Source organism: Nocardia neocaledoniensis (assembly GCF_003182135.1).
Taxonomy (GTDB): Bacteria; Actinomycetota; Actinomycetes; order Mycobacteriales; family Mycobacteriaceae; genus Nocardia; species Nocardia neocaledoniensis.
The window spans coordinates 1-25,537 of sequence record NZ_QGTL01000004.1 but is presented as its reverse complement, the minus strand read 5'-3'; the positions used below and the strand labels follow the sequence as shown (position 1 = coordinate 25,537).

Below are 25,537 nucleotides of genomic sequence, written 5' to 3'. Positions count from 1 at the left end.
CCCTAGGGCCGGCCCGAATCCCGCGGCGGCGGCAGCACCATGATCCGGTCCCGATCGGCCGGGTCGACGCGGATGGGCAGGGTCTCGCCGATCACCATGCGCGGCTTGTCCACCGGCATCACTTCGACCACGATCGTGCCGTGATAGCTGTCGGCGCCCGGCACCGTCAGTTCGACGTCGAGTTCGGTGAGTTCGCTGGCATGGTCGGTACGCGCGAGCGGACGCACGCCGTCGATGCGCGCCCAGCCCTCCAGGCCGTGGCGGCGCAGCCGTCGCTCGGCCCTGGTCGGCATCGACGCGATCGCCATCGCGATGCCGGACGCAGCGCCGAACAGCCCGACCATGATCAGCACCTGATACGGCGCCGTCCCCGGTGGCGCGTGCGGCGCGAGCCAGCCGAGCCACACCGCCAGCGCGACGAGATACAGCGCGACGACGCAGGCCAGAGCTTGGACAATACGGGTGTGTTCCATGCCGACCACCGAGGATTGCTACGCCTCCAGAATAGGTCGATTACGCTTTCTCCATGAGCACTCCGCCGCCGGGATATCCGGGATACGTCCCGCCGCGAGACCACCCGCAGGCGAACCTCGTGCTGATCCTCGGCATCCTCGGCCTCGCCTTCTGTGGCCTGTGCGCGCCGTTCGCGTGGCTGAAGGGCCGCACGGTGCTCGCCGAGATCGATGCCTCGCAGGGCCGGATCGGTGGGCGCTCGGCCGTCTACGCCGGATACATCTGCGGACTCATCGGCACGATCCTGCTGGCGGTGATGGTGCTCTTCGGTCTCGGCGGGCTCATCCTGTTCCTGATCGTGGGGGCGGCCGAGTCTTCGGCGTGACCCGCCGCGGCCTAGCATTCTCCGGGTGAACGAGTCAGTGTCAGCGCCCGAAGCCGAGGTCGTGGGTCCGACCGAATGGGGCGAGCACCCGCACGGACTCGGCCCGTGGGAGCAGGAGTACGGCACCCCGGCGCCCACCGACCCGCGCTACGACCCGGTGCTGCTCGCCGAGGGCGACCGCCGCAATGTGGTCGACGCCTACCGCTACTGGACGCGCGAGGCCATCGTCGCCGACATCGACGCCCGCCGCTTCCCGTTCCACGTGGCCATCGAGAACTTCGGGCACGACGCCAACATCGGCACGGTGGTCCGCACGGCCAATGCGTTCGCCGCGGCGGCGGTGCACATCGTCGGGCGGCGGCGCTGGAACCGGCGCGGCGCCATGGTCACCGACCGCTACCAGCACCTGATGCACCACAGCGACCTCGCCGAGCTGCGCGCCTACGCCGCCGAGGCGGGGCTGACCGTCGTCGCCGTCGACAATGTGCCCGGCGCGGTCCCGCTGGAGACGGCCGAGCTGCCGCGCGAGTGCCTGCTGCTGTTCGGCCAGGAGGGTCCCGGCGTCAGCGCGGACGCGAAAGAAGCTGCCGCCCTGACGGTTTCGATCGCCCAATTCGGTTCGACGCGCAGTATCAACGCCGGAGTCGCGGCCGGAATCGCGATGCATGCCTGGATCCGTCAGCACGCTGACCTGTCGAAAGCCTGGTAGCGGTTCGCTACAACAAGCCAACAGCACAACTCGGTAACAGAATGGGCGCGAAAACAGGGAGAAAACTGGCACCATGGTGCTATGACCTCGCGCAGCGGCCGGCGCCCGCAGCCCTCCGATCGCGCCGGAACCGTGCCGACACCGGCGCTGTGGTCCGAGCGTGCCGACATGGCCGAGTCCGCGATCGTCTCGCGGCACCTGCGCACGCTGTGGGGTTGCCCCGGAACGGAATTGGGCGTCGTCGGCTGGCCCGCGACGCGTCGTGAACGTACCTTCGTCGGGTGGCACTACTGGTGGCAGGCGCACCTGCTCGACATCGCGGTCGACGCCGCCAACCGGGTGCCCACCCCCGCCCGGCGGCGCCGGATCGCGGCGATCGCGCGCGGCATCCGCGTCCGCAACATCACCGGCTGGACCAACCGCTACTACGACGACATGGCCTGGCTGGCGATCGCGCTGGAACGCGCAGAACGCACCCAGGACCTCACCTCGGCCCGCGGCGGTCTGGCCGCGCTCGAACAGCAGCTCTACGGGGCCTGGGACCCGGAGACCGGCGGCGGCATCCCGTGGCGCGTCCGCTCCGATTTCTTCAACGCGCCCGCCAACGGCCCGGCGGGCATCGCGCTGCTGCGCCTCGGCCGGGTCGAGCGCGCCCAGCAGATGGCCGACTGGCTCGACGCCACCCTGCGCGACCCCGAGTCCGGCCTGATCCTCGACGGCATCCACCTGCCCTCCGGCGAGATCGAACGCCCGGTGTTCAGCTACTGCCAGGGCGTGGTCCTCGGCCTGGAGACCGAACTGGCCGTGCAGACCGACGACGACCGTCATGCCGAGCGGGTCTGCGCGCTGTTGAACGCCGTCGAGGAACACATGACCACGCGGCTGGTCATCTCCGGCGGCGGCGGTGGGGACGGTGGCCTGTTCAACGGCATCCTGGCCCGCTACCTCGCGGTGGTCGCGCTCATGCTGCCCGGCGAGGGCAAGCACGAGGAGGCCGCGCGGCGGATCGCGGCCGCCATCGTCAAGGCCTCGGCCACGGCCGCCTGGGCCAACCGCCTCGATGTCGAGGGGGAGCCGCTGTTCGGGCACGACTGGAGCCAGTCGGCCCGCCTACCCGGTGGCACGGCGGGTGCAGGCCGGTTCACGGCGGGCGGCTCGGTGACGGCGTCGACGGTGCCCGAACGCGACCTGTCGGTGCAGCTCTCGGGCTGGATGCTGATGGAAGCGGCGTATCAGGTCACCGCGGCCGGGCTTTGAGCGTCAGCTGTCCAGGTCGGCGTGCTCGCGGTCGAGATCGAACTCCTCGACCGGCTTGGCCATCTCCTGGCGGTAGTGCCGCAGGCCGAGCAGCGTCCCGATGACCAGGCCGACGATCATGATGCCGATCACCGCGGGCATCAGCCACGGCACCTGCTCGAGGAATTCGCCCGCGTAGTAGCCGATCAGCAGCAGCACCGGCGCCCAGATGATCGCGCCGATGGTGCTGGCGATGGTGTAGCGGCGATGGTCCATGCCCGCCGCGCCCGCCACCATCGGGCACAGCGTGCGCACCCACGGAATCCAGCGCGCCACCAGCACGGCGAAGAAGCCGTGTTTCTCCAGCAGCGCGGTGACCTTCTCCAGATTCCTGGTGTTGATGTAGCGGCCGTTCTTGCGCGCGACCAGGCGATGCCCGGTGCGCTGGCCGACGACATAGCCGACCTGGTTGCCCGCGATGGCCGCGAGCATCGTGCCCAGCGACAGCGCCCACACGTGGGCCTCGCCGTTGGCGTGCGAGGCCATCACGATGCCCGCGGTGATGAGCATGGAGTCACCGGGCAGGAACAGCCCGATGATGAACGCGCACTCCAGGAAGACGAAGACCAGGACCACCGTCCAGACCACGGCGGGCCCGGCCGAGATCAGCGGATCGAAGCTGCCCAGAGCGTGAATCGACGGTACCGCGGTCACAGGGATCAGTGCGTCTCGTTCGTCGAAGCGGCCAGCTCGGCGGCGGGCGCGGCCTCGGTGGGCGCCTTGCGCCCGGCCAGCATCTTCTTCCCGACGGTGATGATCGCGGGCAGGATCGAGACGAACACGATGAGCAGGAAGATCGCTTCCACGTGGTCGCGGATGAACGGCACGTTGCCGAGGAAGTAGCCGATGATCGTGACGCCACCACCCCAGAGCACGGCGCCGACGATGTCGAACGCGACGTACTTGCGGTAGCTCATCTTCGACACACCGGCCAGCACCGGCATGAACGTACGCACGATCGGCACGAACCTGGCCAGGATGATCGTCTTGGGTCCGTGCTTCTCGAAGAACTCGTGCGTCTCCACGATGTACTGCTTCTTGAAGAAGCGGCTGTCCTCCTTGCGGAAGATCGCGGGCCCGATCTTGCGGCCGATCCAGTACGCGCACTGGTCGCCGGCGAAGGCGGTGATGATGACCAGCGGCACGAGCACCCAGATGTTCGGGCTGCCCTGCGCGGCCAGCATGCCACCGGTGAACAGCAGCGAGTCACCGGGCAGCAACGGGAACAGCAGGCCGGTCTCGATGAAGACGATCGCCAGGATGGCCGGGAGAACCGCGTTCTTCAGCCAGGTTTCCTGGAGTAGATACAACGGGTCCAGCAACTGGGTCAACGCGAGGTTGTGCGTCATCACATCGGAAACCGCCAGCAAAGTCACGGCCCCCACAGTACCGGGCGAATCTGTGACACGAGTGTTGTGTAGTGATCGGCGCTGGGACAAGCCGGTGAACCAGGCCATCCCTTCCTAACTTAGGGTGTGGCCTGACAGAATTGCTTTTTTCGCTCCCCACACACGGAGGTCACTGCTGTGCCTATCGCGACTCCGGAGGTCTACGCCGAGATGCTCGGCCGGGCCAAGGCGCACTCGTTCGCATTCCCGGCTATCAACTGCACCTCGTCGGAGACGATCAACGCCGCGATCAAGGGCTTCGCGGAGGCGGGCAGCGACGGCATCATCCAGTTCTCGACCGGTGGCGCCGAGTTCGGCTCCGGCCTCGGCGTGAAGGACATGGTCACCGGCGCGGTGGCGCTGGCGGAGTTCGCGCACGTGGTGGCGGCCAAGTACGACGTCACCATCGCTCTGCACACCGACCACTGCCCCAAGGACAAGCTGGACACCTACGTGCGCCCGCTGCTCGCGATCTCCCAGGAGCGCGTGAACAACGGCCAGAACCCGCTGTTCCAGTCGCACATGTGGGACGGCTCGGCCATCCCGATCGACGAGAACCTCGAGATCGGCAAGGAGCTGCTCAAGCTCGCCAAGGCCGCCAACATCATCCTCGAGGTCGAGATCGGTGTCGTCGGCGGCGAGGAAGACGGCGTCGAGGCCGAGATCAACGACAAGCTCTACACCTCGCCCGAGGACTTCGAGAAGACCATCGACGCGCTCGGCGCCGGCGAGAACGGCAAGTACCTGCTCGCCGCCACCTTCGGCAACGTGCACGGTGTGTACAAGCCGGGCAACGTGGTGCTCAAGCCCGAGGTGCTGGCCGAGGGCCAGCGGGTCGCGGCCGCCAAGCTGGGCCTGGCCGCCGACGCGCAGCCGTTCGACTTCGTCTTCCACGGCGGTTCGGGCTCGCTGAAGTCCGAGATCGAGGACTCGCTGCGGTTCGGTGTGGTGAAGATGAACGTCGACACCGACACCCAGTACGCCTTCACCCGCCCGGTCGCCGGCCACATGTTCAGCAACTACGACGGTGTGCTGAAGATCGACGGCGAGGTCGGCAACAAGAAGGTCTACGACCCGCGCAGCTACCTGAAGAAGGCCGAGGCCTCGATGGCCGCGCGCGTCGTCGAGGCGTGCAACGACCTGAAGTCGGCCGGTCGATCCGTCAGCGGTTCCTGATCGGGCAGTTTCGCGAACAATCAAACGGGGCCCGAGCTCATGAGTCTTGACGTCCGTGTGCTCGGGCCCGTTCGACTGCTGGTCGGCGGTGAGCCGGTGGCGGTCGGCGGGCCCAAGCCGCGCGCCCTCCTCGCCGCGCTCACCGTCAACCGACGGCGCGCGGTGTCTTCCGCCGTGCTCGCCGAAATGGTGTGGAACGAGGATCCGCCGGATTCCTATGCCGCCAGCCTGCAGGTGTTCGTCTCCAACATCCGCAAGGCGCTGCGCAACGCCGGCATCGATCCGGCGCAGGTGCTGCGGACCGAGGGCGCGGGCTATCGGCTCGAGATCCCCGACACCGCCTGTGATCTCGGCCGGTTCGAGAACGCGCGTGAGGCGGGAACCCGCTGCCTCGAGGCCGGTGACCATCCCGGCGCGGCCAACCTCTTCGGCGCCGCGCTGCGCGAATGGACCGGCCGCGCGCTGTCCGACCTCGCCGGGCTGCAGTTCGCCGACGGCTTCGCCACCGCGATGGACGAAGAGCGGCTGCTGGCCGTCTCGGCCCGCGTCGACGCCGAGATCGCCTGTGGCCGCGCCTCTTCGGTGATCGGTGAGCTGGTCTCGATGACCAACGAGCACCCGCTGCGCGAGCCGCTGTGGGGTCAGCTGATCACCGCGCTGTACCTGTCCGGCAGGCAGGCCGACGCGCTGGAGGCCTGTCGCCGGGTGCGCACCGTGCTCGCCGAGGAGCTGGGCATCGATCCCGGCGCGGCGCTGATCGACCTGGAACAGCGCGTGCTGCGCCAGGAACCGCTGAATGTGGTGGAGGCCAAGCGATCCGAGCAGCTCGCCGCGGCCATGACCGAGACCGTCACCGAGGTGCCGCGCTCGATTCGCAACGGCAACCTGCGCTTCGCCGACGGCCGCACCATCCCGATTCCGCACGGCGGCATCAGGATCGGCCGGATGACCGACAACGAGCTGGTGCTCGACGACCCGAAGGCCAGCCGCTACCACGCCCACATCATGCCGAGCCGCGCCGGACTGCTGATCAAGGACCTGCATTCCGCCAACGGCGTGTACGTGAACGAACTCCCCATCGACACCGGAGCACTGCTCGCCGACGGCGACATGATCCGCATCGGGGCGACCGTGCTCACCTTCATCGCGGTCAGCTAGGCCCGGCGAATCCGCCTCAGGTGAGGCGGATTTCGGCGACGGCGCGGCCGAAGAGCTTGCGGCCCTCCGAAACTCCGCTCAACAGCACGGTGGCCGCGCGCCGCTCCGGGTCGATCGACTTGATCTTGCCCGAGAACTCGATCACGCCCGGCTCGGTCGGCGGCACCGGGACGAAGCCGGAGAACCGCACGGCCAGCTTCTCGATCGCGGTGGGGTCGCCGAGCCAGTCGGTGAGGTACTGCGCGGCCAGGCCCATGGTGAGCAGGCCGTGGGCCACCACCGTCGGCAGGCCGGCCAGTTCGGCGGCGCGGTCGCTGAAGTGGATCGGGTTCGGATCGCCGGAGACGCCCGCGTAGTTGGCGAGGTCGCCGCGGGTCACCCTGGCGACTCCCGACGGGAGTTCGCCGCCCTTGACGAGCGAGTCGAATTCCGGGGTGGTGTTGACGGGCGCGAACTCGCGGGGCGCGGCCTCGGGGGCCGGGCCGGTGCGGCGGATCAGCAGGTCGTCGGTGTCGAGACCCGCGGTCTCGGCCGGACGCGGCTGCATGCTGATGTTCTCGACGGCCTCGACGATGTTCGGGTCCACCTCGACGCCGCGGCGGGCCACGATGGTGGTGGTGCCCTGCACGGCGGTCTGGCCGTCCTGGTTGATCAGCTTGAAGCCGACGTTGACGAAGTCGTTGTCGCCGAACTGGCGGATCGACTCGATCTCGATCTCGGTGCTGATCCGGTCGCCCGCCAGCATCGGGCGGTAGATCTCGAAGACCTGGTCGGTCTGCAGGACCTGCGACAGGTCGTACTCGGTGAGCACGCTGTCGAGCAGCGCCCTGGTGGCGCTCATGCCGATCACCGAGGCGAAGGTCGGCGGCGCGATGATGCCGTCGTAGCCGAGCTTGCGGGCGTCGACTTCCTGGTGATGGGCGGGGTGCAGATTCTGCACGGCCCTGGCGAATTCTCTGATCTTCTCGCGGCCGACTTCGTAGTGGTCGCGGAATCCGAAGCGCTGGCCTGCCAGCGTCGCACCCGGGACCACAGCTTCGGTGCCCGGCGACACTGTCTGTTCCCTGCTCATGATCCGAAAAATGATAATGGAGTACCCAAGTGAATGACCAGTTATGTGTGACCCGTCATAGCAGGCAGGAATGCCCGCTACGACGGGTCGACGGCCGGTTCACGGGGTCGCCGTGGGGTCGCACACCTTCCAGTCGCCATCGGTGAGCTGCAGGTCGAAGGTGCGCGCGGTCTTCTTCGCGGGGTCGGCGGCGGTGTACACCGTGGCCTCGGCGAGCGCGGTGTCGCCGGTGATGCGGACCGCGTTCACGCTGTCGACCACCGGGATGGAACCGCGCTCCGTCGAGAGCTGATGCACGCCGGTGAACTGCTCGGCGGTGATGCCCTGATAGAACTCGTGCAGCTCGCCGCAGGTGCTCGCGCGCAGGCCCTCCAGGTCGCCGCTGCGCAGCGCGTCGGCGTAGGTGCCGATCGCGGTCCGCACCTGTCCCTCCGGCGAACTGTCGCCCGACATCAGCGCCACCACGGTCGCGATCAGCGCCACCACCAGCACCGCAGCGCCCGCGGCGGCCAGCAGCCACTTCTTCGAGCGGCCCGGAGCCGGGGCTTCGGCGGGCTGCGGCGCCTCGATCCGCTGCGGTTGCGCGACCTGGCGAGGACCGTCGGCCGCGCCCGGCTGGTTGCCGCGGGGTCCCTGCTGGCCCGGTCCACCCTGCGGGCGGGCCTGGCGGTTGCCTTCGGCGAGCTGCTGGGCGGGCCGCGTGGGCTGGATGTCGGCGGGCGAGGGTGCCGACGCCGGTTTGTTCGGCGCACCCGGCCCACGCGGCGGCGAAGGCTGCGTCTCCTCGACACCCGGCCCGTGCGGTCCGTGCTGCTGCCCCGCCTGCCGCGGACCGGCGGGGCCGCGCGGCGTGTTCGGCGGTGGCGTCACCGCGCGTCCACCGGGCGGCGGCACCACCCGATCGGTGACCCGCTGGATCGGCATGGCGGTGGTCGGCGCGTCCGCCGGATTCACCACCCGCATGGCGATCGTCTTGTCGTCGGCGCCCGCCGCCTCGCCCTTCGTCAGCGAAGCCGCACCGCTCCCGGTCGCGCCGGTACCACCGGCTCCGGCACCGCCCGCCCCGGCTGCATCCGCACCGTCGGTTCCAGACTTGTCGGCACCGTCGGCCCCGGCTGTCTCCGTATCGGCGATTTCGGCCGTGCCCGCGGCATCGGCATCGGCTGTGCCTGCCTCGGTGCTGGAATCCCCGGCTCGACCAGCGGTCGCCGCGGCGCCAGTCGCGGTCGCGCGTGCTTCCGCCGCGGGACGCTGCTGTGGGCCGGCGGGGCCGCCTTCTCGCGAGGGGCTCTCGGTCGGCGAATCCTCGCTGGAGCCTTCGCGATCTGCTTCGGCGCGGTTCGTCGCTGTTGAGGTGTCACTGGTCCCGCTCGCAGTCCGAAACTTCTCGGTCGCCTCGACATCTCCTGAAGGTGAATCAGTTCGGCCGACAACAGCTCCGGACACCGTCGGCGCATCGTCGGCTGCGGTGTGGTCCTCCGTGACGTCGGAGTCAGGGGCGTCGGTGTCTTCAGGCCGGGTCGGGGCGTCGGTGCCCGGCTCGCCGGCCACGTTGTCCGCCGCTGCTGCGCCGACCGCCGCGACGCCGCCTACCGCAGCGGCTCCGGCGGCCGACTTCGCGCCGGACTTCGGGTCCGGCGACGGGCGGTCGACCTCACTCATGCCTGCCGTGGGGATGTCGGCCTGCGCGGCCTTGGACTGCGCCGCCGAGATCTTGACGGTGCGGTCGTCGGCCGAACCGCTTTGCGCGGTAGACGATTTCCCGCCGGGGACGCGCATCGCCGTGGTCGGCGCGTCCGGACCGGCGAGGTCGCCCCGCTGCTCCGTGGCGGAGTCGGCCTGACGGGCAGCATCGGCCGTCTCGTCGCGCCCGGGGGTCTCGTCGCCCGGCAGACCTTTCGACAGCCCGGCCAGGGGAGATCCGGACTTCGGATCCTGTTCCCGCGCGGCCTTGCCCGCGTCGGCGGCAGGGGGCGCGCCTGCCCGATCCGAACCCTGGGGCTCGCGAGGCGGGTTGCCTGGGGTGGTGCCCTGCCCGCCGCGCGGGGGGTTTCCCTGGCTGGAGGTCGGGGAGCCGCCCGGTGTGTTACCGACGCCGGACGCGTTCGCGGGACCGCCAGGGACACTTCCGGGGCCGCCGTGCTGCGGGCGTCCGAACACGCTGACCTGGGGGCCGCCGGGCGCGTTGCCGGGGACGACATTTCCGGCTCCACCGGACTGCTGACGCCCTGGTGCGTTTCCTGGTCCACCAGGCTGGGGACGCCCGGGCGCGTTGCCGGGGACGACATTTCCGGGTCCACCGGACTGCGGGCGTCCGGGTGCGTTCGCGGGGCCACCGGCACCGCTGGGGCCAGGGCGATGTGGGCCGGGCGGGTTGTCGGGGCCCGCACCTCGCGGCGGGACGCCGGGTCCGCCGGGGCGCATCCCACCGGGGGCGTTTCCGGGCGTACCCGGTCCCGAAGGCTGTTGTCCGGCAGGGCTGTTCCTGCGATTCACCGGCTGAGCCCGGCGAGGCTGCTGGCCCACGGGACCGCCGGGCGCCTGCTGGCCGGCGCCGCCGGGCGCCTGCGGGCGAGGGCCGCCGGGTGCCTGCTGACCGGGACCGCCACCGGGTGCCTGCTGACCGGGACCGCCACCGGGAGACTGCTGTTGTCGCGCGCCGCCTGGCGCGCGCCCGGGCCCACCCTGGCCCTGGGGAGAACCCGGGTGCCCGGAGTCACCGGGTCCACGCCCACCCTGGGCGGCAGGCCCACCCTGGGCGGCAGGCCCACCGGCCGGGTTGGCGAACTGCTGTCCCCCGGGCGGGTTCCCGGGACGTCCGGCCGCGGACCCGGGCCGGATGACCACCGTCTCGGCGTTCCCCTGCGACACGGTCTCCCTGTCCGGTTCGGTGACCGCCCCCGGGGTCGACTTGGGTGCGCCGCCACCGGGCGCGGTCTTGTCGGTGCTCGACGAATCGGCGCCGCCTCGCTGGGGCGCGCCGGGGTCGGCAGACTGGGCTGCCGGATTGTTCTCGTCGGTCGGGTCGGACACCTAGTACCCCTCGCTCAGGCTTGAACGTTCCACTCGCACGTCAGCCTAATGCGCGCCGCGCGGCGGAGTTCGCCGATCGCCCCGTGGCGGGCCGGGCGACGGCTGCGGACGGCGCGGTGCACAATGAATCCATGACCTCCTTCGGTGACCTGCTCGGACCGCAGCCGGTCCTCCTTCCGGAACTGATCGACGCCGAGGACGCCATCGCGGCCGGCACCGACCCGGTCGAGGTCGCCGCCGCGCACCCGGCCGCGTCGATCGCCTGGGCCCAGCTCGCCGAGAACGCCCTGCAGCGCGCGGACGGCGAGGTGAACCACGATGTGATCGCCGCGTACGCGTTCGCGCGCACCGGCTATCACCGCGGTCTGGACCTGCTGCGCCGCAACGGCTGGAAGGGTTTCGGCCCTGTCCCGTGGAACCACGAGCCCAACCAGGGCTTCCTGCGCAGCGTCGGCGCGCTGGCCAGGGCCGCGAAGGTGATCGGCGAGACCGAGGAATACGCCCGCTGCCTCGACCTGCTCGAGGACTGCGACCCGAGGGCCGCGACCGAACTCGGCCTGGACTGACCCGGCCGGATCCGAGTCGTAGGTGAGCGATTCCCATTCCGTCGTCGCCGCGGCCACCCCGGTAGTCACGGCCGCCAGGGACAGCACCGTCGACCGTTTCAAGCGGTCCTCGGTGCGCTTGCGGCTGTCTGCGATCCCGATCATCCAGTGTTCGCTCGGCGCGGCACTGGCCTGGTTCATCGCCCACAACGTGATCGGCCATCCCGATCCGTTCTTCGCGCCCACCGCCGCGATCGTCTCGATCGGCATCTCCTTCGGCGCCCGGTTGCGCCGCTCGGTGGAGCTGGTGGTCGGCGTCGCGGTCGGCATCGGCATCGGTGACCTGTTCATCGCGCAGGTCGGCACCGGGGTCTGGCAGGTGGGGCTGGTCGTCGCGGTCGCGATGGCGCTGGCGGTGTTCCTCGACGGCGGGTCGATCATCTCGATCCAGGCGGCGGGTTCGGCGGTGCTGGTGTCGACCCTGAGCCAGGCGTCGGCGGCGGGCCCGAGCCGCATGATCGACGCGCTGGTCGGCGGCCTGGTCGGGGTGCTGATGGTGGGCCTGATCCCGCTGCATCCGGTGCGCAGGGCCCGCGAGCACGCGGCCGACGTGCTGTCGGTGATGAGCAAATCCATGATCACCTGCGCCGACGGCCTGCTCGAACAGAACTCGGACAAGGTGCACGACGCGCTGTCCGCTGTCCGCGCCACCCAGTCGCAGATCGATTCGCTGCGCTCGGCGTTGGAGGGCGGCCGCGAGGTCAGCCGGATCTCGCCGCTGTACTGGAACTCTCGCCAGCGCCTCGAACGCATCCGCTCGGCGGCCGATCCGCTCGACAACGCCGTCCGCAACACCCGTGTGCTGCTGCGTCGTTCGCTCACCCTCGTCCGCGACGACGAGGTCCTCGATCCGCGCCTGATCGACCTGGTCGACCAGTTGGGCAACGCCACCGACGTGGTCCGCCGGATGATGCTCGCCGACCCCGGCGAACAGCCGGATCAGGCCGAGGCCGCCCGCGCTCTGCGCAGCGTGGCGAAGAAGGCCAGCCCCGATCTGGTCGCGGGCGCCGGCCTCTCGGCGCACGTGGTGTTCGCGCAGATCCGGTCGATCGTGGTGGATCTGATGGTGGTGTGCGGGATGCAGCGCATCTCGGCGATCGCCCTGCTCCCGCCCACCGTGCCCAATCCTTACGTGACGCCCGAGGACTGAGCGTCAGTCGCCGACGGGGGAGACCCGCGGCCTGCCGGGACGCAGCGAGAACCGCTTGCGGTCGAAGTCCCACGCCCGGTAGATCGGCCACTGCGAGGTGTGCATCAGCCACGCGCCGGTGATCACCGCGCGGTGGAACGGCACTACGTTGTAGCCCTGGTTGGCGATGGTCTGCAGCCCGCGCAGCTGGTATTTCCACCAGATCGTCGGCGGGGTCTGGCGGCGGCGCGCGGAGATCTCGGCGCGCAGCTCGGGCAACTGGTCGATGCGCAGCTTGGCCTTGGTCAGGCACAGCGCCAGGTCGAGGTCTTCGTGCAGATCGCGGCGGGTGGTGGTGGCCGGGAGCACCTGTTCCCACGCGGAGCGGCGGATCGCCATATTGGCGCCGTGCACATTGCCGACAGGCTGGTTCTTGATCAACCCCAGCCGCTGCTGCCCGCCGATGGCCGCGGCGAGGAAGAACCCGATCGGGGAGTCGTGGTAGGTGCTGATGCCGGTCACCGCGACGGTGTCGGGGTGCGCGTCCAGGTGGGCGCGCACGGTGGCGCCCCAGTCGGGCGCGACGAGGGTGTCGGCGTCGATGCGGCCGAGGTAGTCGCCGCGCGCCTTGGCGAAGCCGGCGTTGCGTGCGTGCGCGACGCCCGGCTCCGGCTCGTCGATCAGTTCGATCTTCGGATGTCGGCTCGCCAGTTCGGCGACGATCTCTCGGGTGCCGTCGGTGCTGCCGTTGTCGACGACGATGATCTCGTCGATCGCGTCCTGACCGACCAGGCGCTCGAGGCAGGCGGTGATGCCCGCCGCTTCGTCGAGCGCCGGGATGATGACGGACAGGACAGGGGGCGAATTTTCAGTGGTGCCCATGCGCGCTTCCGTTCCGGGGTCGTGAAATGCCCGGCTCAGGCTAGTGCACGTCGGGGTGGCTCGCGATGCGAGCCGTGCGGGTCAGCGCCAGAACCGGGTCAATTGGCTGCCGTACGCAGCCCAGACATCAGGTACCCCGGAAAGCCCGAACAATGCGTACACGCCGTCGAAGAAAACCCTGCTCAACGGTGTGAAGAAGATGACGGCGAACAGGATCAGCATGCCGTAGGGCTTGATCTGGTCGAGTCCGCGCCGGGTCTCGTAGCTGAGCGAGGGTTCGATGATCCCGTAGCCGTCCAGGCCGGGCACCGGCAGGATGTTCAGCAGGAACGCCGTGATCTGCAGGAACGCCAGGAAGCTGAGCCCGAGCCAGAACGCGCCGTGCTCCTGCACCGACCCGAACATCCGGATCACCACCAGCAGCACCACCGCGCACAGCCCGTTCGAGGCCGGTCCGACCGCGCTGACCAGGCGCTGCACCCCGGCGCTGAAGCGGGAGGTGTCCAGGTACACCGCGCCGCCGGGCAGGCCGATGCCGCCGAGCGCGATGAACACCAGCGGCAGCCCGATCGAGAGCACCGGATGGCTGTACTTCAGCGGGTTGAGTGTGAGATATCCCCGCATCTCCACTTCGTGGTCGCCCGCGCGCCACGCGACATAGGCGTGCGCGAACTCGTGCAGGCACAGGCTGACGACCCAACCGGCCACCACCAGCACGAACACGCCGATCTTGGCCCGCACCGAATCGAGGTCGGCGTCCCAGGCCAGGGCGCCACCGGCCACGGTGATCAGCACGATGAGCAGGAAGACCGGGCTCGGACGCACGGCGCTGTGGCCGGTCCGGCGGCCCGGGGTGAACGAGTAGGTCATCGCACCAGCAGCCAGGGTTGTTCGAATCGATAGAAGGTCGAGCGCGGCACCTTGCGCTCGTTGGTGATGCCGTCGCGGGTGACGATGGCGCCGGGGGTGCCGAGCTGCGCGGCGCGCCCGGACACCCAGGTGCGCTTGCGCAAGCCCTTGCGCACCCGCGCGCGGACGCCGGGCATCGTCATCGTCGGCGAGATCAGCATGGTGTTGACGATGCCGCTGAACAGCAGCGTGTCGTCGACGTAGGCCTCGCCCTCGAGCTTGGCGCCCTCGGGCCCGGTGATGCTCGCGCGGCCGACCAGCGCGGTGCCGGTGTCGTCACGGATCAGCGGCGTCTCGATGGCGCGGCCTTCGAGCGCGATCTTGGCGGCGGCGTTGCCGGTGGCGGTCTGATAGACCCGCGAGGCGTAGGTCGTCTCGACCGGCACGAAACCCACTTCGACGTGCAGCCGTTCGGTGCGCATCAGATGGGTGAGCACGGCGGCGAGGCTGGCGTCGGAGCCGAGCACGATCAGCCGCGGCAGGCTGTCGGCCGCCAGCACCGGCAGCAGTTCGTCGATCACGCCGGTGTCGGGTAGCTGTTCGGTCTGGGTGGTCGGCACCGAACTGAGCGCGATCGGGACCGGCATGTCACCACATCGGAGAACGTGGGTACTCAAACTGCGGTACACCCTCCTCGGTTCGGCCGACGGTGTGTCGCCCACAAGCACACGGCAATACCCCCTGCCGACAGGTAACCGTAACCGATAGTGGCGCTCGGGGCGGGCGGGGGTGGCGCACCGGGCGGGGCAGGTCGGGTGGCTCTGAGCAGGCGTCGGCTAGAATGTGTCTCCGGCAACCGCCTCAGTGACTGGACGCGCTGCGTCCTACGGCAGGTAGCTGCAGTACGTAGCGTGCTGCCGTCGATCTGTAGGAGACTCCGAAATGCCGGCAATCGTCCTCATCGGTGCCCAATGGGGCGACGAGGGTAAGGGCAAAGCTACCGACCTGCTCGGCGAGCGGCTGCAGTGGGTGGTCCGCTATCAGGGCGGCAACAACGCCGGCCACACGGTCGTCCTCCCCAACGGCGACAAGTTCGCGCTGCACCTGATCCCCTCCGGCATCCTCACCCCCGGCGTGAAGAACGTCATCGGCAACGGTGTCGTCGTCGATCCCGGTGTGCTGCTCGACGAGCTCGCCGGCCTGGAGGAGCGCGGTGTCGACACCACCGGCCTGCTGCTCTCCGCCGACGCGCACCTGATCATGCCGTACCACGTGGCCATCGACAAGGTCGCCGAGCGCTTCCTCGGCAGCCGTAAGATCGGCACCACCGGCCGCGGCATCGGCCCCTGCTACCAGGACAAGGTCGCCCGCGTCGGCGTCCGCGTGGCCGATGTGCTGGACGAGAAGATCCTCACCCAGAAGGTCGAGGCCGCCCTGGAGTTCAAGAACCAGGTGCTGGTGAAGATCTACAACCGCCGCGCGCTCGACCCGCAGCAGGTGGTGGACGAGGTGCTCGAGCAGGCCGAGTCGTTCAAGCACCGCATCGCCGACACCCGCCTGGAACTGAACCTGGCGCTCGAGCGCGGCGACACGATCCTGCTGGAAGGCTCGCAGGGCACCCTGCTCGACGTCGACCACGGCACCTACCCGTTCGTCACCTCGTCGAACCCCACCTCGGGCGGCGCGGCGGTCGGCTCCGGCATCGGCCCGAACAAGATCGACACGGTGCTCGGCATCCTCAAGTGCTACACCACCCGCGTCGGCTCGGGTCCCTTCCCGACCGAGCTGTTCGACAACTTCGGCGAGTTCCTGGCCAAGCAGGGCGGCGAGGTGGGCGTCACCACCGGACGCGCCCGGCGCTGCGGCTGGTTCGACGCTGTCATCAGCCGCTACGCCACCCGCGTCAACGGCATCACCGACTACTTCCTCACCAAGCTCGACGTGCTGTCGGGCCTGGACACCGTGCCGATCTGCGTCGCCTACGAGATCGACGGCGAGCGGGTCGAGCAGATGCCGACCACCCAGACCGAGTTCCACCACGCCAAGCCCGTCTACGAGGAGATGCCGGGTTGGTGGGAGGACATCTCGCACGCCCGCACCTTCGAGGAGCTGCCGGCCAACGCGCAGGCGTACGTGCTCCGGCTGGAAGAGCTTTCGGGCGCGCGCATCTCGTGCATCGGCGTCGGCCCCGGCCGCGACCAGACCATCGTCCGGCACGACGTGCTCGGCTGAGTTTCCCTCGCGAACAGCCCTTCCCGGTCTCGGGGAGGGGCTGTTTTCGCAGTTCACTCCCCGACACGCGCGAGTGATGTCGACTCGCTATCGATTTGACAGCATCCACTCGGCTACCGCTATCTTCGCTGCGCGGCGCGCGGGGACGTGCCGCGTTTTCGGCGAGTGTGAGTGGGTGTGCGGCGTGAACCGTCGGTCCGATGATGTGAACATTTCGACGGTGCGGCGCGTGGCACGTCCGCTGGTGGGCGTGCTGCCGATGGCGGTGGCTGTCGCGTGCGCCGGAGTCGCGGTGGCGGTACCGCAGCCGGGTGTCACCCAGCCTGTGCAGCCGGGTATCAACACCCCGGCACCGGCCGACGAGGGCCGCTCCGACCTCGGCGATTTCGACGCTCCCGAGACCCTGCAGAAGCTCGCGCCGGAGCGTCCGGAATCCCGCCCGGTGCCCGAGTACACCACGCCGCCCCCGCCGGTCGTCATCGAGGAACTGCACCTCCCCGAACCGGTCGAACCCGTGGCCCCGATCGCCCCGCCGCCGCGCACGCTGCGCGTCGGTGACTTCACCAGCCCGGTCCCGGACGAGGTGCCCGACGACATCCTCGCGGGCGTGAACACCACCGCCGCCGATGCCGAAGCGGCCATCGCGACCCAGGGCCGCTCCATCGGCATCAACCCCAGCCGCTCCGACAAGATCGCCGCCGCGACGGTCGGCGGCGCTCTGGCCGGGGCCGCGATCGCGGGTGTCCCGGCGGCCGCCGTCGGCGCTGTGGGCGGCGGACTCATCGGCGCCGGAATCGGCGCTGGCGTCGGCTTCGCCGTCGGCGCCGCAGGCACCGCGGGCGCAACCGCGATCCTCGCAGGCGCGGCCGCGATTCCCACCGCGGGCACCGGCGCCGTCGCCACCATCGTCGGCGGCTTCGTCGCCGCCTGGCCCATCGCCGCGGCAACCACCGGCGCGGGCGCCGCCATCGGCGCCGGAGTCGGCGCCGCCGCGGGAGCCGCCGCCCTCGGCATTCCGGCCGCCGCGGCGGGCGCCGTCGCGGGCGGTGTGCTCGGCAGCGGCTACGGCGCAACCCTGTAGTCCGTCGGCCGGGCTGCAATCGGCGGCCAAGGTCACGCGCAGGCTCGATGTAGCGATCGCTGACGCTGGGAGCCGGCGTCGCCACGGAAGTCGCTGCCGTGCGAGCGTGCGGCTGAGGCGCCATTCTGGGGCTGGCCGGGCCGGTGCGGCAGGCAGCCCACGGCTGTGCGCCCGAGGCGGCGATCCAGAGGTGGCTTCGCCGGCGCAGCTGGTCGGTCTCGGAAGCTGTGGGTGCGCTTGTGGTGTGCTCGGCAGGATTGCGGGACCGGCTTTGTTGTGAGCGAGGTCGCGGGTGCCGGACAACCGCCGTCGCCTGGCGGAGGCTGCCTTGTCAGTGGCGAGAACGAGTGCGGCGGACGGTCGACGGTGTGGTTGGCCAGGGCGGGGTGCGCCGGGTGGTCGGGTGGCGTTGGGTCGGCGGTAGTAGCGTCGAGGCGGGTCGGGATGGAGGTGGCTGATGTCGGTGCGTGTGGGGTTCGCTCTCGCGGCGTTGGTCGCTGTCGCGGTCTTGCCGGGGTGTGGGTCGTCGCAGGAGCCCGCGCCGCCGCCGAGTGCGTCGCCCGTGCGGACGGTGGCGCCGCCCGCGCAGACCCTGGTGCCCTCGCAGCAGCGCAACGAGCGGATCCGCGGGATGCTCTACACGGCGGGCTGCACCAGCAACGCCTGCGTACAGACCTACTTCGCCTGCATGGACGGCTACCTCACCGGCGATCCGTGCCAGTTCTACCGAGACCACCCGCCGCCTCCGTGACCCGAGGGCGGCGTGCGGCAGCCCGAAGGCCGGCCTGTGACAACCAGAGCGCGGCATACGGCATCCCGAGCGCGGCTTGTGGCATCCCGACTGCGGCCTGTGACAACCCGAGCGCGGCCTGCGACAGCCCGCGAGCGCCGCCCCGCAACAGCCTGAGCCGCGCGCGGCAGCACGGGGCTGGCCCGCGGCATCCCGAGCGCGGCCTGCGACAACCCGCGAGCGCCGCCCCGCAACAGCCTGAGCCGCCCCCCAGCACGGGGCTGGCCTGCCGCAGCCCTCGGGCGCGGCCTGCGACAGCCTGAGCGCCGCCCGCGACAGCACGGGGCCGGCTTGCGACAGCGAGGAGGCCGGCGGGCGCCACCGGGGCGGCTCGGCGCAGGTGTCGGTGGCGCGACAGTCGGCGCCCGGATTCATGGCCACCGAAGTGGCGTCTTCGTGCCGAGTCAGTCGCGCGAAGAGGTCACCACCCGCTGATCACTTTGCGCGCGTGAGGAATCTACCTGCCGCGGGCGCGAGGACAGAGATCTTCGGGTTGTGGCTCATGCCCGGCAGTTCGACGAACTCGGCGTTGGGCAGAGCCTCGGCGGCGGCCTTGGCGGCCGTGGCCAGCAGCAGGGCCGTGCGATCGCCCGCGAGGACGAGAACGGGCACGGTGACCCCGCTCCAGTCGGCGGGGTCCAGTTTGCGGCCGCGCATGTAGGGCTTCATCACCGCCCAGTCGTGCGCGGTCGAATTCGACGTCGCGGCAAGGGATTTCCAGAACGGCGTGACCCGCATGGTGGTGACCATCAGCCACGGCATGCCCATGGCCTTGCTCATGTAGTACCGCACCGTCTTGTTCCGCTTGCCCGCGGCGATCATCGGATGCAGCTTGGTTTCCAGATCCTGCGGCGGCACATGATGTTTCGGGTCGACGACGAACGGCGGCTCGAAGGCGACCACCTCGGTGACGCCCGGCACGTTCGCCGCGGCGAGCAGCGCCAGCACGGCGCCCGAGGACCAGCCGAACAACGCCGCCTCGCCACCGGCCACCTCGACCAGCGCCGCGATGTCGGCGATCTCGTTGGCCACGTTGTAGACGCCGGGCGAATCCGCGCTGTCGCCGCGGCCGCGCCGGTCGTAGTTGAGGACCGTCAGGTCGAAGTCGGAAGCCAGGGTCTGCGCGAGCTCGACCATGGTCGGGAACTCGCGATGGCTGAAGGCGCCACCGATCAGGATGACCGTCCCCGCGGTGCCATCGCCGACCCGATCGTAGGCGATGGTGGTGCCGTCGGCCGACGTCACTGTCTGCATGGTGGTTCCTCTCGATGCCGGGTCAGCCCTCGACGGTACGCGACGAGTCCCCGCAGATCAGAACAGCATCGGCTCGCCGAACCCCGGCGTGCGCTCGATCTCCAGCAGGCGTGCCTTGGTCCCGATCCCGCCCGGCGCCGAGAACCCGTGCAGCGCGTGATCGGCGGCCAGGACCCGATGGCAGGGCACGATCAGCGGGATGGGATTACGCCCCAGCGCCTGCCCGACGGCCTGGGCCGAGCCGGGCGCGCCGAGGCGGGTGGCGATGTCGCCGTAGCTGAGCGTGCGGCCGGGGTCGATGTCGCGGGTCACCGCGTAGACGGCGCGGTGGAATTCGGGCGTATCGCGCAGGTCGATCGCGATCCAGCGCAGCGGGTCGAGCGCCCCGGCCAGGTGCGCCCGGATGCCGGCGATCGCGGTGGTGATCGTCGGACCGGGTTCGCCTTCGTCCACCGGCATGCCGCCGAGTGGTCTGGTGATGCGCGCGAGGGTCTGTTCCTCACTGGCCTCGGGCAACTGGAACCGCACGACGGTGTCGCCGTGCCAGGCGATCGCGCACAGGCCGATCGCCGTGTCGAACAGCGCCGCGGCAACCGGTTCGGTCCTGGTTCCGGAACTCATGCTGCACAGTGTGCGCCGACCCGGTGACAGATTCACGCAGCGAGGGGTCCACGCTGACCGGCCTTGAAAGGGCCAGTTTCCGGCAACTGGACTGGAGCGTCCGTGGTGGTTGCGCGCGGTGCGGCCTCGGCCGCGTCCTCGTGCACCCGCACGGCATCCAGATCTCGATAAAGGCGCTGGTCATCATAGGTTCCGAAGGCGCGGTCGTGGGGCAGGTACTGGAACGGCCAGAACGGCAGTTCCCCGCGCTTCGGGGAGAAGTGGTAGACCGCGAACCCGAAAGCAACGGCGACGGCGAGAGCGAGGAAAGTGGTCATAGCGCAAGAATCCTCCGACTGGCCTTGCCGATAAATATCCACTTACGGAATACTGGACTTCATGGCGACAAGAGTGATCGGCGCGTCGGGCCTGGCCCGCGACCTCGGCCGGTGGCGTGACCCCGAACCCGACGGCGATTCCCCCGAGCGCCGTCCCCATCGGCCCGCCTATCTGGCGCTGGCCGAGGCCATCCGGCTGCTGATCCACGACGGCCGCGCCCCGCTCGGCGTCGCCCTGCCCAGCGAACGCGACCTGGCCGCCACGCTGGGCGTCAGCCGCACCACCATCACCTCCACGTATTCGCTGCTGCGCGAGCACGGCTACCTGATCAGCAGGCAGGGCTCCCGCAGCACGGTCGCACTGCCGCCGGCCGTGGCGCACGACGGCGCCAAGCCGACGCGCGGGATCATGGCGCTGATGGCGCAGCCGGAACTGCCGACCATCGATATGACCTACGCGGCGATGTCGGCTCCGCCGGAACTGCACGACGCGTATTCCATGGCGCTGCAAGGCATTCCGGCCTACCTCGGCACCCACGGCATGGACCCGGTCGGCGTCCTCGCCCTGCGCGAGGCCCTGGCCCGCCGCTACACCGCGCGCGGCCTGCCCACCGAACCCGACCAGATCCTGGTCACGCTCGGCGCGCAGCACGGCCTCAGGCTGCTGCTCAATGTCCTCACCTCGCCCGCGGCGCGGGTGCTGATCGAGCACCCCAGCTACCCGAACGCCATCGAGGCCATCCGCGATGTCGGCGCCCGCCCGATCCCGGTGCCGCTGCGGCCCGAATTCCCGCACGCCGGTTGGGATCTCGACGGACTGCGCAGCACGGCCAGGCAGACCGCGGCGACGCTGGCCTACCTCGTCCCCGACTTCAACAACCCCACCGGCCTGCTGCTCGACGAGGAGGGCCGCGCCGAACTGGCCGCCATCGCCCGCGACACCAGGATGACCATCGTCGTCGACGAGTCGATGAGCGATCTGAACCTGTCCGACGCGCCGATGCCGTCGCCGGTCGCCGCGTTCGCCAAGGGCTCGGAGATCATCACGATCGGTTCGGCCTCGAAATCGTTCTGGGGTGGCCTGCGGGTCGGCTGGATCCGCACCAATCAGGCGCTGATCACCAAGCTGCTCGGCATCCGCTCCACCGTCGACCTCGGCACGCCCGTGATGGACCAGCTGGCCACGATCCACCTGCTGGAGAACGCCGAGCCGATCCTGGATCGGCGCCGCGAGCAACTGCGGGCCCAGCGCGCCACCCTGCTCGCCGCCGTCGCCGAGGACCTCCCCGGCTGGCACATAGCGCCCGGCGCGGGCGGCATGTCGGTCTGGGCGCAGCTCCCGAGCCCGGTCTCCACCGCGCTGGCCGCCACCGCGCCCAATCACGGCGTATTGCTCGCGGCCGGACCACGTTTCGGCGTCCAGGGCGCCTTCGAGCGGTTCCTGCGACTGCCGTTCACCCACCCCGAGCCGGACCTGCGCCTGGCCGTGAAATCCATCGCGGCGGCCTACGAGGCGCTGACGCCCCGCGCCGCCGATCCGCTGCAACCGCTCACCTGCTACTGACCCGCGCGCACCCGGCCGCGTCCGTGGCCGGCCGCACGCTCTCGTACCCGGCGCCGAGCATGAACAGCGTCGAGACCAGGACGGCCACCGTGATCAGCGGCACCGTGACGGCACCGCGCGGCGACGGATGCCTGCGCAGCAGCACCAGCAGGGTCAGCAGCGCGAGGGTGCAGGCCAGCAGCAACCCGGCCGCGAGCCCGCTGAGCGCGCCGACCGCCGCGGGCACCGGGCCGCTTGCGTGGCAGGGGGATGCGAGCATCGCCTCGGCGACGGCGAACAGGAGCAGCGCGGCGCCGAAGGTGGTGGCCGCGATGATCGCGGCGAGCACCTTCGGCGGCCGATGGCCGGTGCGGATCCGTGCCCTGTCGTCGATAGCTGGTGAGACTACCGACGACAGGCCGGGAAATCAGTCAGCCCAGACCGATTCGATCGGTGTCGTCTCCGACGGCGGCGGCGTCGGGGTGCCCGCCGGGGTGCGCGAGAAGCGCGGTGCCGGCGCGTGCTGGACGACGCCCTCGATATCGATCAGGCCGGTGCGGGCCACGATGTGCGGGTTCTGCTCGGCCTCGGTGAACGTGAGCACCGGGGTGGTGCAGGCGTCGGTGCCCTCGAAGATCGCGGCCCACTCGTCGCGGGTCTTGGTCTTGAACTTGTCCGCGAACAGCTTGCGCAGCTGCTCCTGCCCGTTCGGGTCGATCTGCATCGGCAGACCCTCCGGGTCGATCTCCAGGCCGGCCAGCAGCTGGGCGTAGAACTGCGGCTCGATGGCGCCGACGGCCATGTACTTGCCGTCGGAGGTCTCGTAGGTGTCGTAGAAGGCCATGCCGGTGTCGAGCAGGTTGGTGCCGCGCTCGTCGGACCACAGGCCCACCCCGCGCATACCCCAGATCATGTGCGAGAGGGCGAGCGCACCGTCGACCATCGCGGCGTCGATGACCTGGCCCTTGCCGGAGGTCTGCCGCTCGACCAGCGCGGCGAGCACGCCGAACACCAGGAACATCGAGCCACCGCCGAAGTCGCCCACCATGTTCAGCGGCGGCACCGGGCGCTCACCCTTGCGGCCGATGGCGTTGAGCACACCGGTCAGCGAGATGTAGTTGATGTCGTGGCCGGCGCGATCGGCGAGCGGACCGTGCTGGCCCCAGCCGGTCATCCGGCCGTAGACCAGGCGCGGATTGCGGGCCAGCGCCTCGTCGGGGCCGAGGCCCATGCGCTCGGTGACGCCGGGGCGGAAACCCTCGAGCAGCACGTCGGCCTTCTCGACCAGATCGAGGATCTTGGCGACGTCGGCGGGGTCCTTCAGGTTGGCCTCGACGATGGTCCGGCCACGCCACTGCGGGCGCTCCATGAACCCGGGCATCATGCCCGCTCGCTGCACACGGACCACGTCGGCGCCGAGATCGGCGAGCAGCAGCGCGGCGTGCGGGCCCGGCCCGATGCCTGCCAGCTCGATGACCTTCACGCCCGCGAGGGGCCCCGTCTTGGCGGTGTCACTCACACCTGACCTCTGTTCCTCGTCGAACGGTATTGACACCCCGACAATAGCGTCGGGATGGCGGCCCCGGTAGGGCATGGGTGAGAATTCCGGTGGCGCGACCCGGCGCCGTAATGGGAGGACCAAGTAGTGAGCGTGTGGGGTGAGGTCATCGTCGGCCTCGTCATTCTGGTCGGTCTCGTCGGCGTGATCGTGCCGATCCTGCCCGGCATCATCCTGATCTTCGCCGCGATCGCGGTGTGGGCCTTCATGACCGGCGGCGCGGCCGCGTGGACGGTGTTCGCGATCGCCACCATCGCATTGGTCATCTCCGGCATCGTGAAATACACCTGGCCAGGGCGGCGGATGCGCGAGGCGGGGGTGTCGAACCGGGCCCTGCTCGTCGGCGCGATCCTCGGCGTCGTCGGCTTCTTCGTGATCCCGGTCGTCGGCCTGTTCATCGGCTTCGTGCTCGGCGTGTACCTGGCCGAGCTGTACCGCTTGAAGACCAACGAGCTGGCCTGGCCCGCGACGGTGCACGCGCTCAAAGGTGTCGGGCTGTCGATGCTGGTCGAGCTGTTCGGCGCGCTGCTCGCGTCCGGCGTCTGGCTCACCGGCGCCATTTTGGCCTGATCACTCGATGATCGGCAGCGGGCGGGTCGGGTCGCCCGCGCCGGGCAGGTCGCCGCGCGGAATCGGCACGGTTGGGTTGTCGGTGCGGGGGATCGGCATCGTCGGCAGCGGATCGGCGGCCGAGCGCGCCACCGCGGGCAGGCGGTAGGCCGCACGGGCGTTGTCCTCGAGCACCGCGTGCAGGTCGGCGCCGACGACCTGGCAGATCAGGTCGACATCGGCGTCCTCGAACGGCCTGCCCGCGCGGGTGCCGGGCAGGTCGGTACCGAACATGAGCGCGCCGGGATTGACGGCGTGGACGCGGCGCAACGTCTCGGCCACGTCCATGTCGACCCGGCCGAACCCGGTCGCCTTCACCCTGGCGCCGCGATCGACCAGGTCGAGCAGATACGGCAGGCCCTCCTCGGACATGCCGAGGTGATCGATCGAGAGCGCGGGCAGTTTCGAGATCACCGGCTGCAGCGAGGCCAGCATCTGGCCGTCGATGTAGAGCTCCACGTGCCAGCCGGCCAGCTCGTGCGCGCGCAGCGCCTGCACGGTCATCTGGGTGATGTCGGCGGCCGCGCGCTTGAGGTTGAACCGCAGCGCGCGCACGCCGGCCCGGTCCAGTTCGAGGATCTCCTCGTCACTGGCGTCCAGGTCGAGCCGGGTGACCCCGACCCAGCCCTCGCCGAGCGCGGCCAGCGCCGCCTTCAGATAACTCTGATCTGTCCCCTGGAACGATGCGCTGACCACCGCACCGCCGCGAACATCGAAGTGCGCCATGCGCTTTCGATAGTCTGCGATGGTGTAGGGGTCAGGCAGGTAGCCTTCGTTCTCGATCAGCGGGTACCGCGGATCGATGATGTGGACGTGCGCATCGAACACGTGTATCAGGATGCCTCACCCGACCCCGAACCGGCGAGTCAGGGAGTGCGTCAGACCTTGTTCGGCTCGGAGGCGCGCAGCATGTCCTCGCGCTCCACGACCTTCACGCGCTCGCGGCCCTCGGGCTCGCCCAGGGCACGCTCGTGCGCGTCGAGGCGGTACCAGCCGGCCCACGTGGTGAACGGGATGCCCTTGCCCTCGAGGAACTCGGTGACGGCCTCCGGCTCCGGCTTGGCGGCCGGGGTGAAGTCCTTGGCGTCGTCGAGCAGGCAGGCGATGGTCTCGTTGGCGTCGCCCTTGGTGTGGCCGATGAGGCCGACCGGGCCGCGCTTGATCCAGCCGGTCACGTAGGTGGCGGGCATGAAGCGGGCCGAGCCTTCGGCGGTCTCGTCGGCGAGCACGCGACCGGCCTCGTTCGGCACGGTGCCCGCCTGGTCGTCGAACGGCAGCTGGGTGATGTTCTGCGACAGGTAGCCGACGGCGCGGTAGATGGCCTGCACGTCCCACTGCTTGAACTCGCCGGTGCCCTTGACGTTGCCGGTGCCGTCGAGCTGGGTGCGCTCGGTCTT

28 protein-coding genes and 1 pseudogene are annotated in these 25,537 nt (G+C 70.2%); 13 read left to right on the top strand and 16 right to left on the bottom strand.

Features of this window, described 5'->3' with window-relative positions:
- Positions 1–2: 2 nt before the first annotated feature.
- Entirely contained in the window at positions 3–473 is a 471-nt protein-coding gene (locus DFR69_RS12050) for a hypothetical protein (protein WP_110038240.1), read from the bottom strand.
- Between the two features lie 53 nt (positions 474–526).
- Here DFR69_RS12050 and DFR69_RS12045 point away from each other — a divergent pair, with 53 nt between their 5' ends.
- The 3 genes from DFR69_RS12045 to DFR69_RS12035 all read left to right on the top strand — a co-directional run bounded on the left by DFR69_RS12045 (position 527) and on the right by DFR69_RS12035 (position 2,804).
- A complete protein-coding gene (locus DFR69_RS12045) occupies positions 527–838 on the top strand; it encodes a hypothetical protein (RefSeq protein WP_110037618.1) in 312 nt (103 codons plus the stop codon).
- Between the two features lie 25 nt (positions 839–863).
- The gene (locus tag DFR69_RS12040; protein ID WP_110037617.1) at positions 864–1,547 is read left to right on the top strand and encodes a TrmH family RNA methyltransferase; all 684 of its coding nucleotides are present in this window, start codon (positions 864–866) and stop codon (positions 1,545–1,547) included.
- 168 nt (positions 1,548–1,715) lie between these two features.
- Positions 1,716–2,804 carry a glycoside hydrolase family 76 protein gene (locus DFR69_RS12035; RefSeq protein ID WP_110038239.1) on the top strand — a complete coding sequence of 363 codons (1,089 nt, stop codon included), beginning with the start codon at positions 1,716–1,718 and terminating at the stop codon, positions 2,802–2,804.
- Between the two features lie 3 nt (positions 2,805–2,807).
- Here DFR69_RS12035 and DFR69_RS12030 read toward each other — a convergent pair whose 3' ends face one another.
- Positions 2,808–3,497, bottom strand: a complete 690-nt coding sequence (locus DFR69_RS12030) for a DedA family protein (protein WP_244198218.1) — start codon at positions 3,495–3,497, stop codon at positions 2,808–2,810.
- A gap of 5 nt (positions 3,498–3,502) precedes the next feature.
- Complete coding sequence (locus tag DFR69_RS12025; RefSeq protein WP_110037616.1) at positions 3,503–4,192, bottom strand: DedA family protein; 690 nt, start codon at positions 4,190–4,192, stop codon at positions 3,503–3,505.
- 177 nt (positions 4,193–4,369) lie between these two features.
- On the opposite strand from DFR69_RS12025, the gene fbaA reads away from it, so the two are divergent.
- Positions 4,370–5,407, top strand: a complete 1,038-nt coding sequence (fbaA, locus tag DFR69_RS12020) for a class II fructose-bisphosphate aldolase (protein ID WP_110037615.1) — start codon at positions 4,370–4,372, stop codon at positions 5,405–5,407.
- Between the two features lie 39 nt (positions 5,408–5,446).
- A complete protein-coding gene (locus DFR69_RS12015; protein ID WP_110037614.1) occupies positions 5,447–6,565 on the top strand; it encodes a BTAD domain-containing putative transcriptional regulator in 1,119 nt (372 codons plus the stop codon).
- A gap of 16 nt (positions 6,566–6,581) precedes the next feature.
- Here DFR69_RS12015 and DFR69_RS12010 read toward each other — a convergent pair whose 3' ends face one another.
- The 3 genes from DFR69_RS12010 to DFR69_RS12000 all read right to left on the bottom strand — a co-directional run bounded on the left by DFR69_RS12010 (position 6,582) and on the right by DFR69_RS12000 (position 10,366).
- Positions 6,582–7,637, bottom strand: coding sequence for a fused (3R)-hydroxyacyl-ACP dehydratase subunits HadA/HadB (locus tag DFR69_RS12010; protein WP_167456244.1), 1,056 nt, complete (start codon positions 7,635–7,637; stop codon positions 6,582–6,584).
- 99 nt (positions 7,638–7,736) lie between these two features.
- Positions 7,737–9,797 carry an Rv0361 family membrane protein gene (locus DFR69_RS35165; RefSeq protein WP_244198217.1) on the bottom strand — a complete coding sequence of 687 codons (2,061 nt, stop codon included), beginning with the start codon at positions 9,795–9,797 and terminating at the stop codon, positions 7,737–7,739.
- Positions 9,798–10,129: 332 nt separating this feature from the next.
- Complete coding sequence (locus DFR69_RS12000) at positions 10,130–10,366, bottom strand: hypothetical protein (RefSeq protein WP_146229258.1); 237 nt, start codon at positions 10,364–10,366, stop codon at positions 10,130–10,132.
- 110 nt (positions 10,367–10,476) lie between these two features.
- Here DFR69_RS12000 and DFR69_RS11995 point away from each other — a divergent pair, with 110 nt between their 5' ends.
- The 3 genes from DFR69_RS11995 (at position 10,477) to DFR69_RS11985 (ending at position 12,425) form a co-directional block, all read left to right on the top strand.
- Positions 10,477–10,674 (top strand): hypothetical protein, encoded by a 198-nt coding sequence (locus DFR69_RS11995; protein WP_110037612.1) that lies wholly within the window; start codon positions 10,477–10,479, stop codon positions 10,672–10,674.
- A 127-nt stretch (positions 10,675–10,801) separates the two neighbouring features.
- On the top strand, positions 10,802–11,236 hold the full coding sequence (locus tag DFR69_RS11990; RefSeq protein ID WP_110038235.1) for a DUF3151 domain-containing protein: 435 nt from the start codon (positions 10,802–10,804) through the stop codon (positions 11,234–11,236).
- A gap of 22 nt (positions 11,237–11,258) precedes the next feature.
- Positions 11,259–12,425 carry an FUSC family protein gene (locus DFR69_RS11985; protein ID WP_110037611.1) on the top strand — a complete coding sequence of 389 codons (1,167 nt, stop codon included), beginning with the start codon at positions 11,259–11,261 and terminating at the stop codon, positions 12,423–12,425.
- A 3-nt stretch (positions 12,426–12,428) separates the two neighbouring features.
- Here DFR69_RS11985 and DFR69_RS11980 read toward each other — a convergent pair whose 3' ends face one another.
- From DFR69_RS11980 to DFR69_RS11970, 3 genes are all read right to left on the bottom strand, one after another.
- On the bottom strand, positions 12,429–13,286 hold the full coding sequence (locus DFR69_RS11980; protein ID WP_110037610.1) for a glycosyltransferase family 2 protein: 858 nt from the start codon (positions 13,284–13,286) through the stop codon (positions 12,429–12,431).
- A gap of 81 nt (positions 13,287–13,367) precedes the next feature.
- Entirely contained in the window at positions 13,368–14,156 is a 789-nt protein-coding gene (locus DFR69_RS11975; protein ID WP_110037609.1) for a site-2 protease family protein, read from the bottom strand.
- Positions 14,153–14,782, bottom strand: coding sequence for a hypothetical protein (locus DFR69_RS11970; RefSeq protein WP_110037608.1), 630 nt, complete (start codon positions 14,780–14,782; stop codon positions 14,153–14,155). Before DFR69_RS11970 ends, DFR69_RS11975 begins: the two co-directional genes overlap by 4 nt.
- Positions 14,783–15,077: 295 nt before the next feature.
- Here DFR69_RS11970 and DFR69_RS11965 point away from each other — a divergent pair, with 295 nt between their 5' ends.
- The 3 genes from DFR69_RS11965 to DFR69_RS11955 all read left to right on the top strand — a co-directional run bounded on the left by DFR69_RS11965 (position 15,078) and on the right by DFR69_RS11955 (position 18,199).
- Complete coding sequence (locus DFR69_RS11965; RefSeq protein ID WP_110037607.1) at positions 15,078–16,367, top strand: adenylosuccinate synthase; 1,290 nt, start codon at positions 15,078–15,080, stop codon at positions 16,365–16,367.
- 229 nt (positions 16,368–16,596) lie between these two features.
- Positions 16,597–17,448, top strand: a complete 852-nt coding sequence (locus tag DFR69_RS11960; protein WP_244198216.1) for a hypothetical protein — start codon at positions 16,597–16,599, stop codon at positions 17,446–17,448.
- A 457-nt stretch (positions 17,449–17,905) separates the two neighbouring features.
- Positions 17,906–18,199, top strand: a complete 294-nt coding sequence (locus DFR69_RS11955) for a hypothetical protein (RefSeq protein ID WP_110037606.1) — start codon at positions 17,906–17,908, stop codon at positions 18,197–18,199.
- 474 nt (positions 18,200–18,673) lie between these two features.
- Here DFR69_RS11955 and DFR69_RS11950 read toward each other — a convergent pair whose 3' ends face one another.
- From DFR69_RS11950 to DFR69_RS11940, 3 genes are read right to left on the bottom strand one after another with little or no spacing between them, the layout of a single operon-like run.
- Positions 18,674–19,492 carry an alpha/beta fold hydrolase gene (locus DFR69_RS11950; RefSeq protein WP_110037605.1) on the bottom strand — a complete coding sequence of 273 codons (819 nt, stop codon included), beginning with the start codon at positions 19,490–19,492 and terminating at the stop codon, positions 18,674–18,676.
- Between the two features lie 57 nt (positions 19,493–19,549).
- A complete protein-coding gene (locus DFR69_RS11945; protein ID WP_110037604.1) occupies positions 19,550–20,113 on the bottom strand; it encodes a methylated-DNA--[protein]-cysteine S-methyltransferase in 564 nt (187 codons plus the stop codon).
- 32 nt (positions 20,114–20,145) lie between these two features.
- On the bottom strand, positions 20,146–20,430 hold the full coding sequence (locus DFR69_RS11940; protein WP_110037603.1) for a hypothetical protein: 285 nt from the start codon (positions 20,428–20,430) through the stop codon (positions 20,146–20,148).
- Positions 20,431–20,491: 61 nt separating this feature from the next.
- On the opposite strand from DFR69_RS11940, the gene yczR reads away from it, so the two are divergent.
- A complete protein-coding gene (gene yczR / locus DFR69_RS11935) occupies positions 20,492–21,994 on the top strand; it encodes a MocR-like transcription factor YczR (RefSeq protein WP_110037602.1) in 1,503 nt (500 codons plus the stop codon).
- Here yczR and DFR69_RS11930 read toward each other — a convergent pair.
- Both DFR69_RS11930 and DFR69_RS11925 read right to left on the bottom strand, forming a co-directional pair.
- Positions 21,981–22,322 carry a hypothetical protein gene (locus DFR69_RS11930; protein ID WP_110037601.1) on the bottom strand — a complete coding sequence of 114 codons (342 nt, stop codon included), beginning with the start codon at positions 22,320–22,322 and terminating at the stop codon, positions 21,981–21,983. The two genes, yczR and DFR69_RS11930, sit on opposite strands and share 14 nt — an antisense overlap.
- A gap of 78 nt (positions 22,323–22,400) precedes the next feature.
- Entirely contained in the window at positions 22,401–23,492 is a 1,092-nt protein-coding gene (locus DFR69_RS11925; protein ID WP_110037600.1) for a CaiB/BaiF CoA transferase family protein, read from the bottom strand.
- A 126-nt stretch (positions 23,493–23,618) separates the two neighbouring features.
- Between DFR69_RS11925 and DFR69_RS11920 the strand changes: the two genes are divergently transcribed.
- A complete protein-coding gene (locus tag DFR69_RS11920) occupies positions 23,619–24,101 on the top strand; it encodes a DUF456 domain-containing protein (protein ID WP_110037599.1) in 483 nt (160 codons plus the stop codon).
- On the opposite strand, the gene DFR69_RS11915 is transcribed toward DFR69_RS11920, so the two are convergent.
- Complete coding sequence (locus DFR69_RS11915) at positions 24,102–24,968, bottom strand: amidohydrolase family protein (RefSeq protein WP_110037598.1); 867 nt, start codon at positions 24,966–24,968, stop codon at positions 24,102–24,104. It abuts the gene before it with no gap.
- A 50-nt stretch (positions 24,969–25,018) separates the two neighbouring features.
- A pseudogene (locus DFR69_RS11910) lies at positions 25,019–25,537 on the bottom strand (pyridine nucleotide-disulfide oxidoreductase); the annotation flags it as partial.

Coding starts and splice junctions, on each gene's coding strand:
- DFR69_RS12045 (WP_110037618.1), top strand. CDS start 527: ATGAGCACTCCGCCGCCGGGATATCCGGGATACGTCCCGCCGCGAGAC.
- DFR69_RS12035 (WP_110038239.1), top strand. CDS start 1,716: ATGGCCGAGTCCGCGATCGTCTCGCGGCACCTGCGCACGCTGTGGGGT.
- DFR69_RS11975 (WP_110037609.1), bottom strand. CDS start 14,156: ATGACCTACTCGTTCACCCCGGGCCGCCGGACCGGCCACAGCGCCGTG.
- DFR69_RS11990 (WP_110038235.1), top strand. CDS start 10,802: ATGACCTCCTTCGGTGACCTGCTCGGACCGCAGCCGGTCCTCCTTCCG.
- yczR (WP_110037602.1), top strand. CDS start 20,492: ATGGCGACAAGAGTGATCGGCGCGTCGGGCCTGGCCCGCGACCTCGGC.
- DFR69_RS12025 (WP_110037616.1), bottom strand. CDS start 4,192: ATGACGCACAACCTCGCGTTGACCCAGTTGCTGGACCCGTTGTATCTA.
- DFR69_RS11995 (WP_110037612.1), top strand. CDS start 10,477: ATGACCACCGTCTCGGCGTTCCCCTGCGACACGGTCTCCCTGTCCGGT.
- DFR69_RS12050 (WP_110038240.1), bottom strand. CDS start 473: ATGGAACACACCCGTATTGTCCAAGCTCTGGCCTGCGTCGTCGCGCTG.
- DFR69_RS12015 (WP_110037614.1), top strand. CDS start 5,447: ATGAGTCTTGACGTCCGTGTGCTCGGGCCCGTTCGACTGCTGGTCGGC.
- DFR69_RS11955 (WP_110037606.1), top strand. CDS start 17,906: ATGTCGGTGCGTGTGGGGTTCGCTCTCGCGGCGTTGGTCGCTGTCGCG.
- DFR69_RS12010 (WP_167456244.1), bottom strand. CDS start 7,637: ATGAGCAGGGAACAGACAGTGTCGCCGGGCACCGAAGCTGTGGTCCCG.
- DFR69_RS11945 (WP_110037604.1), bottom strand. CDS start 20,113: ATGAGTTCCGGAACCAGGACCGAACCGGTTGCCGCGGCGCTGTTCGAC.
- DFR69_RS11950 (WP_110037605.1), bottom strand. CDS start 19,492: ATGCAGACAGTGACGTCGGCCGACGGCACCACCATCGCCTACGATCGG.
- DFR69_RS11970 (WP_110037608.1), bottom strand. CDS start 14,782: ATGCCGGTCCCGATCGCGCTCAGTTCGGTGCCGACCACCCAGACCGAA.
- DFR69_RS11940 (WP_110037603.1), bottom strand. CDS start 20,430: ATGACCACTTTCCTCGCTCTCGCCGTCGCCGTTGCTTTCGGGTTCGCG.
- DFR69_RS11980 (WP_110037610.1), bottom strand. CDS start 13,286: ATGGGCACCACTGAAAATTCGCCCCCTGTCCTGTCCGTCATCATCCCG.
- DFR69_RS11965 (WP_110037607.1), top strand. CDS start 15,078: ATGCCGGCAATCGTCCTCATCGGTGCCCAATGGGGCGACGAGGGTAAG.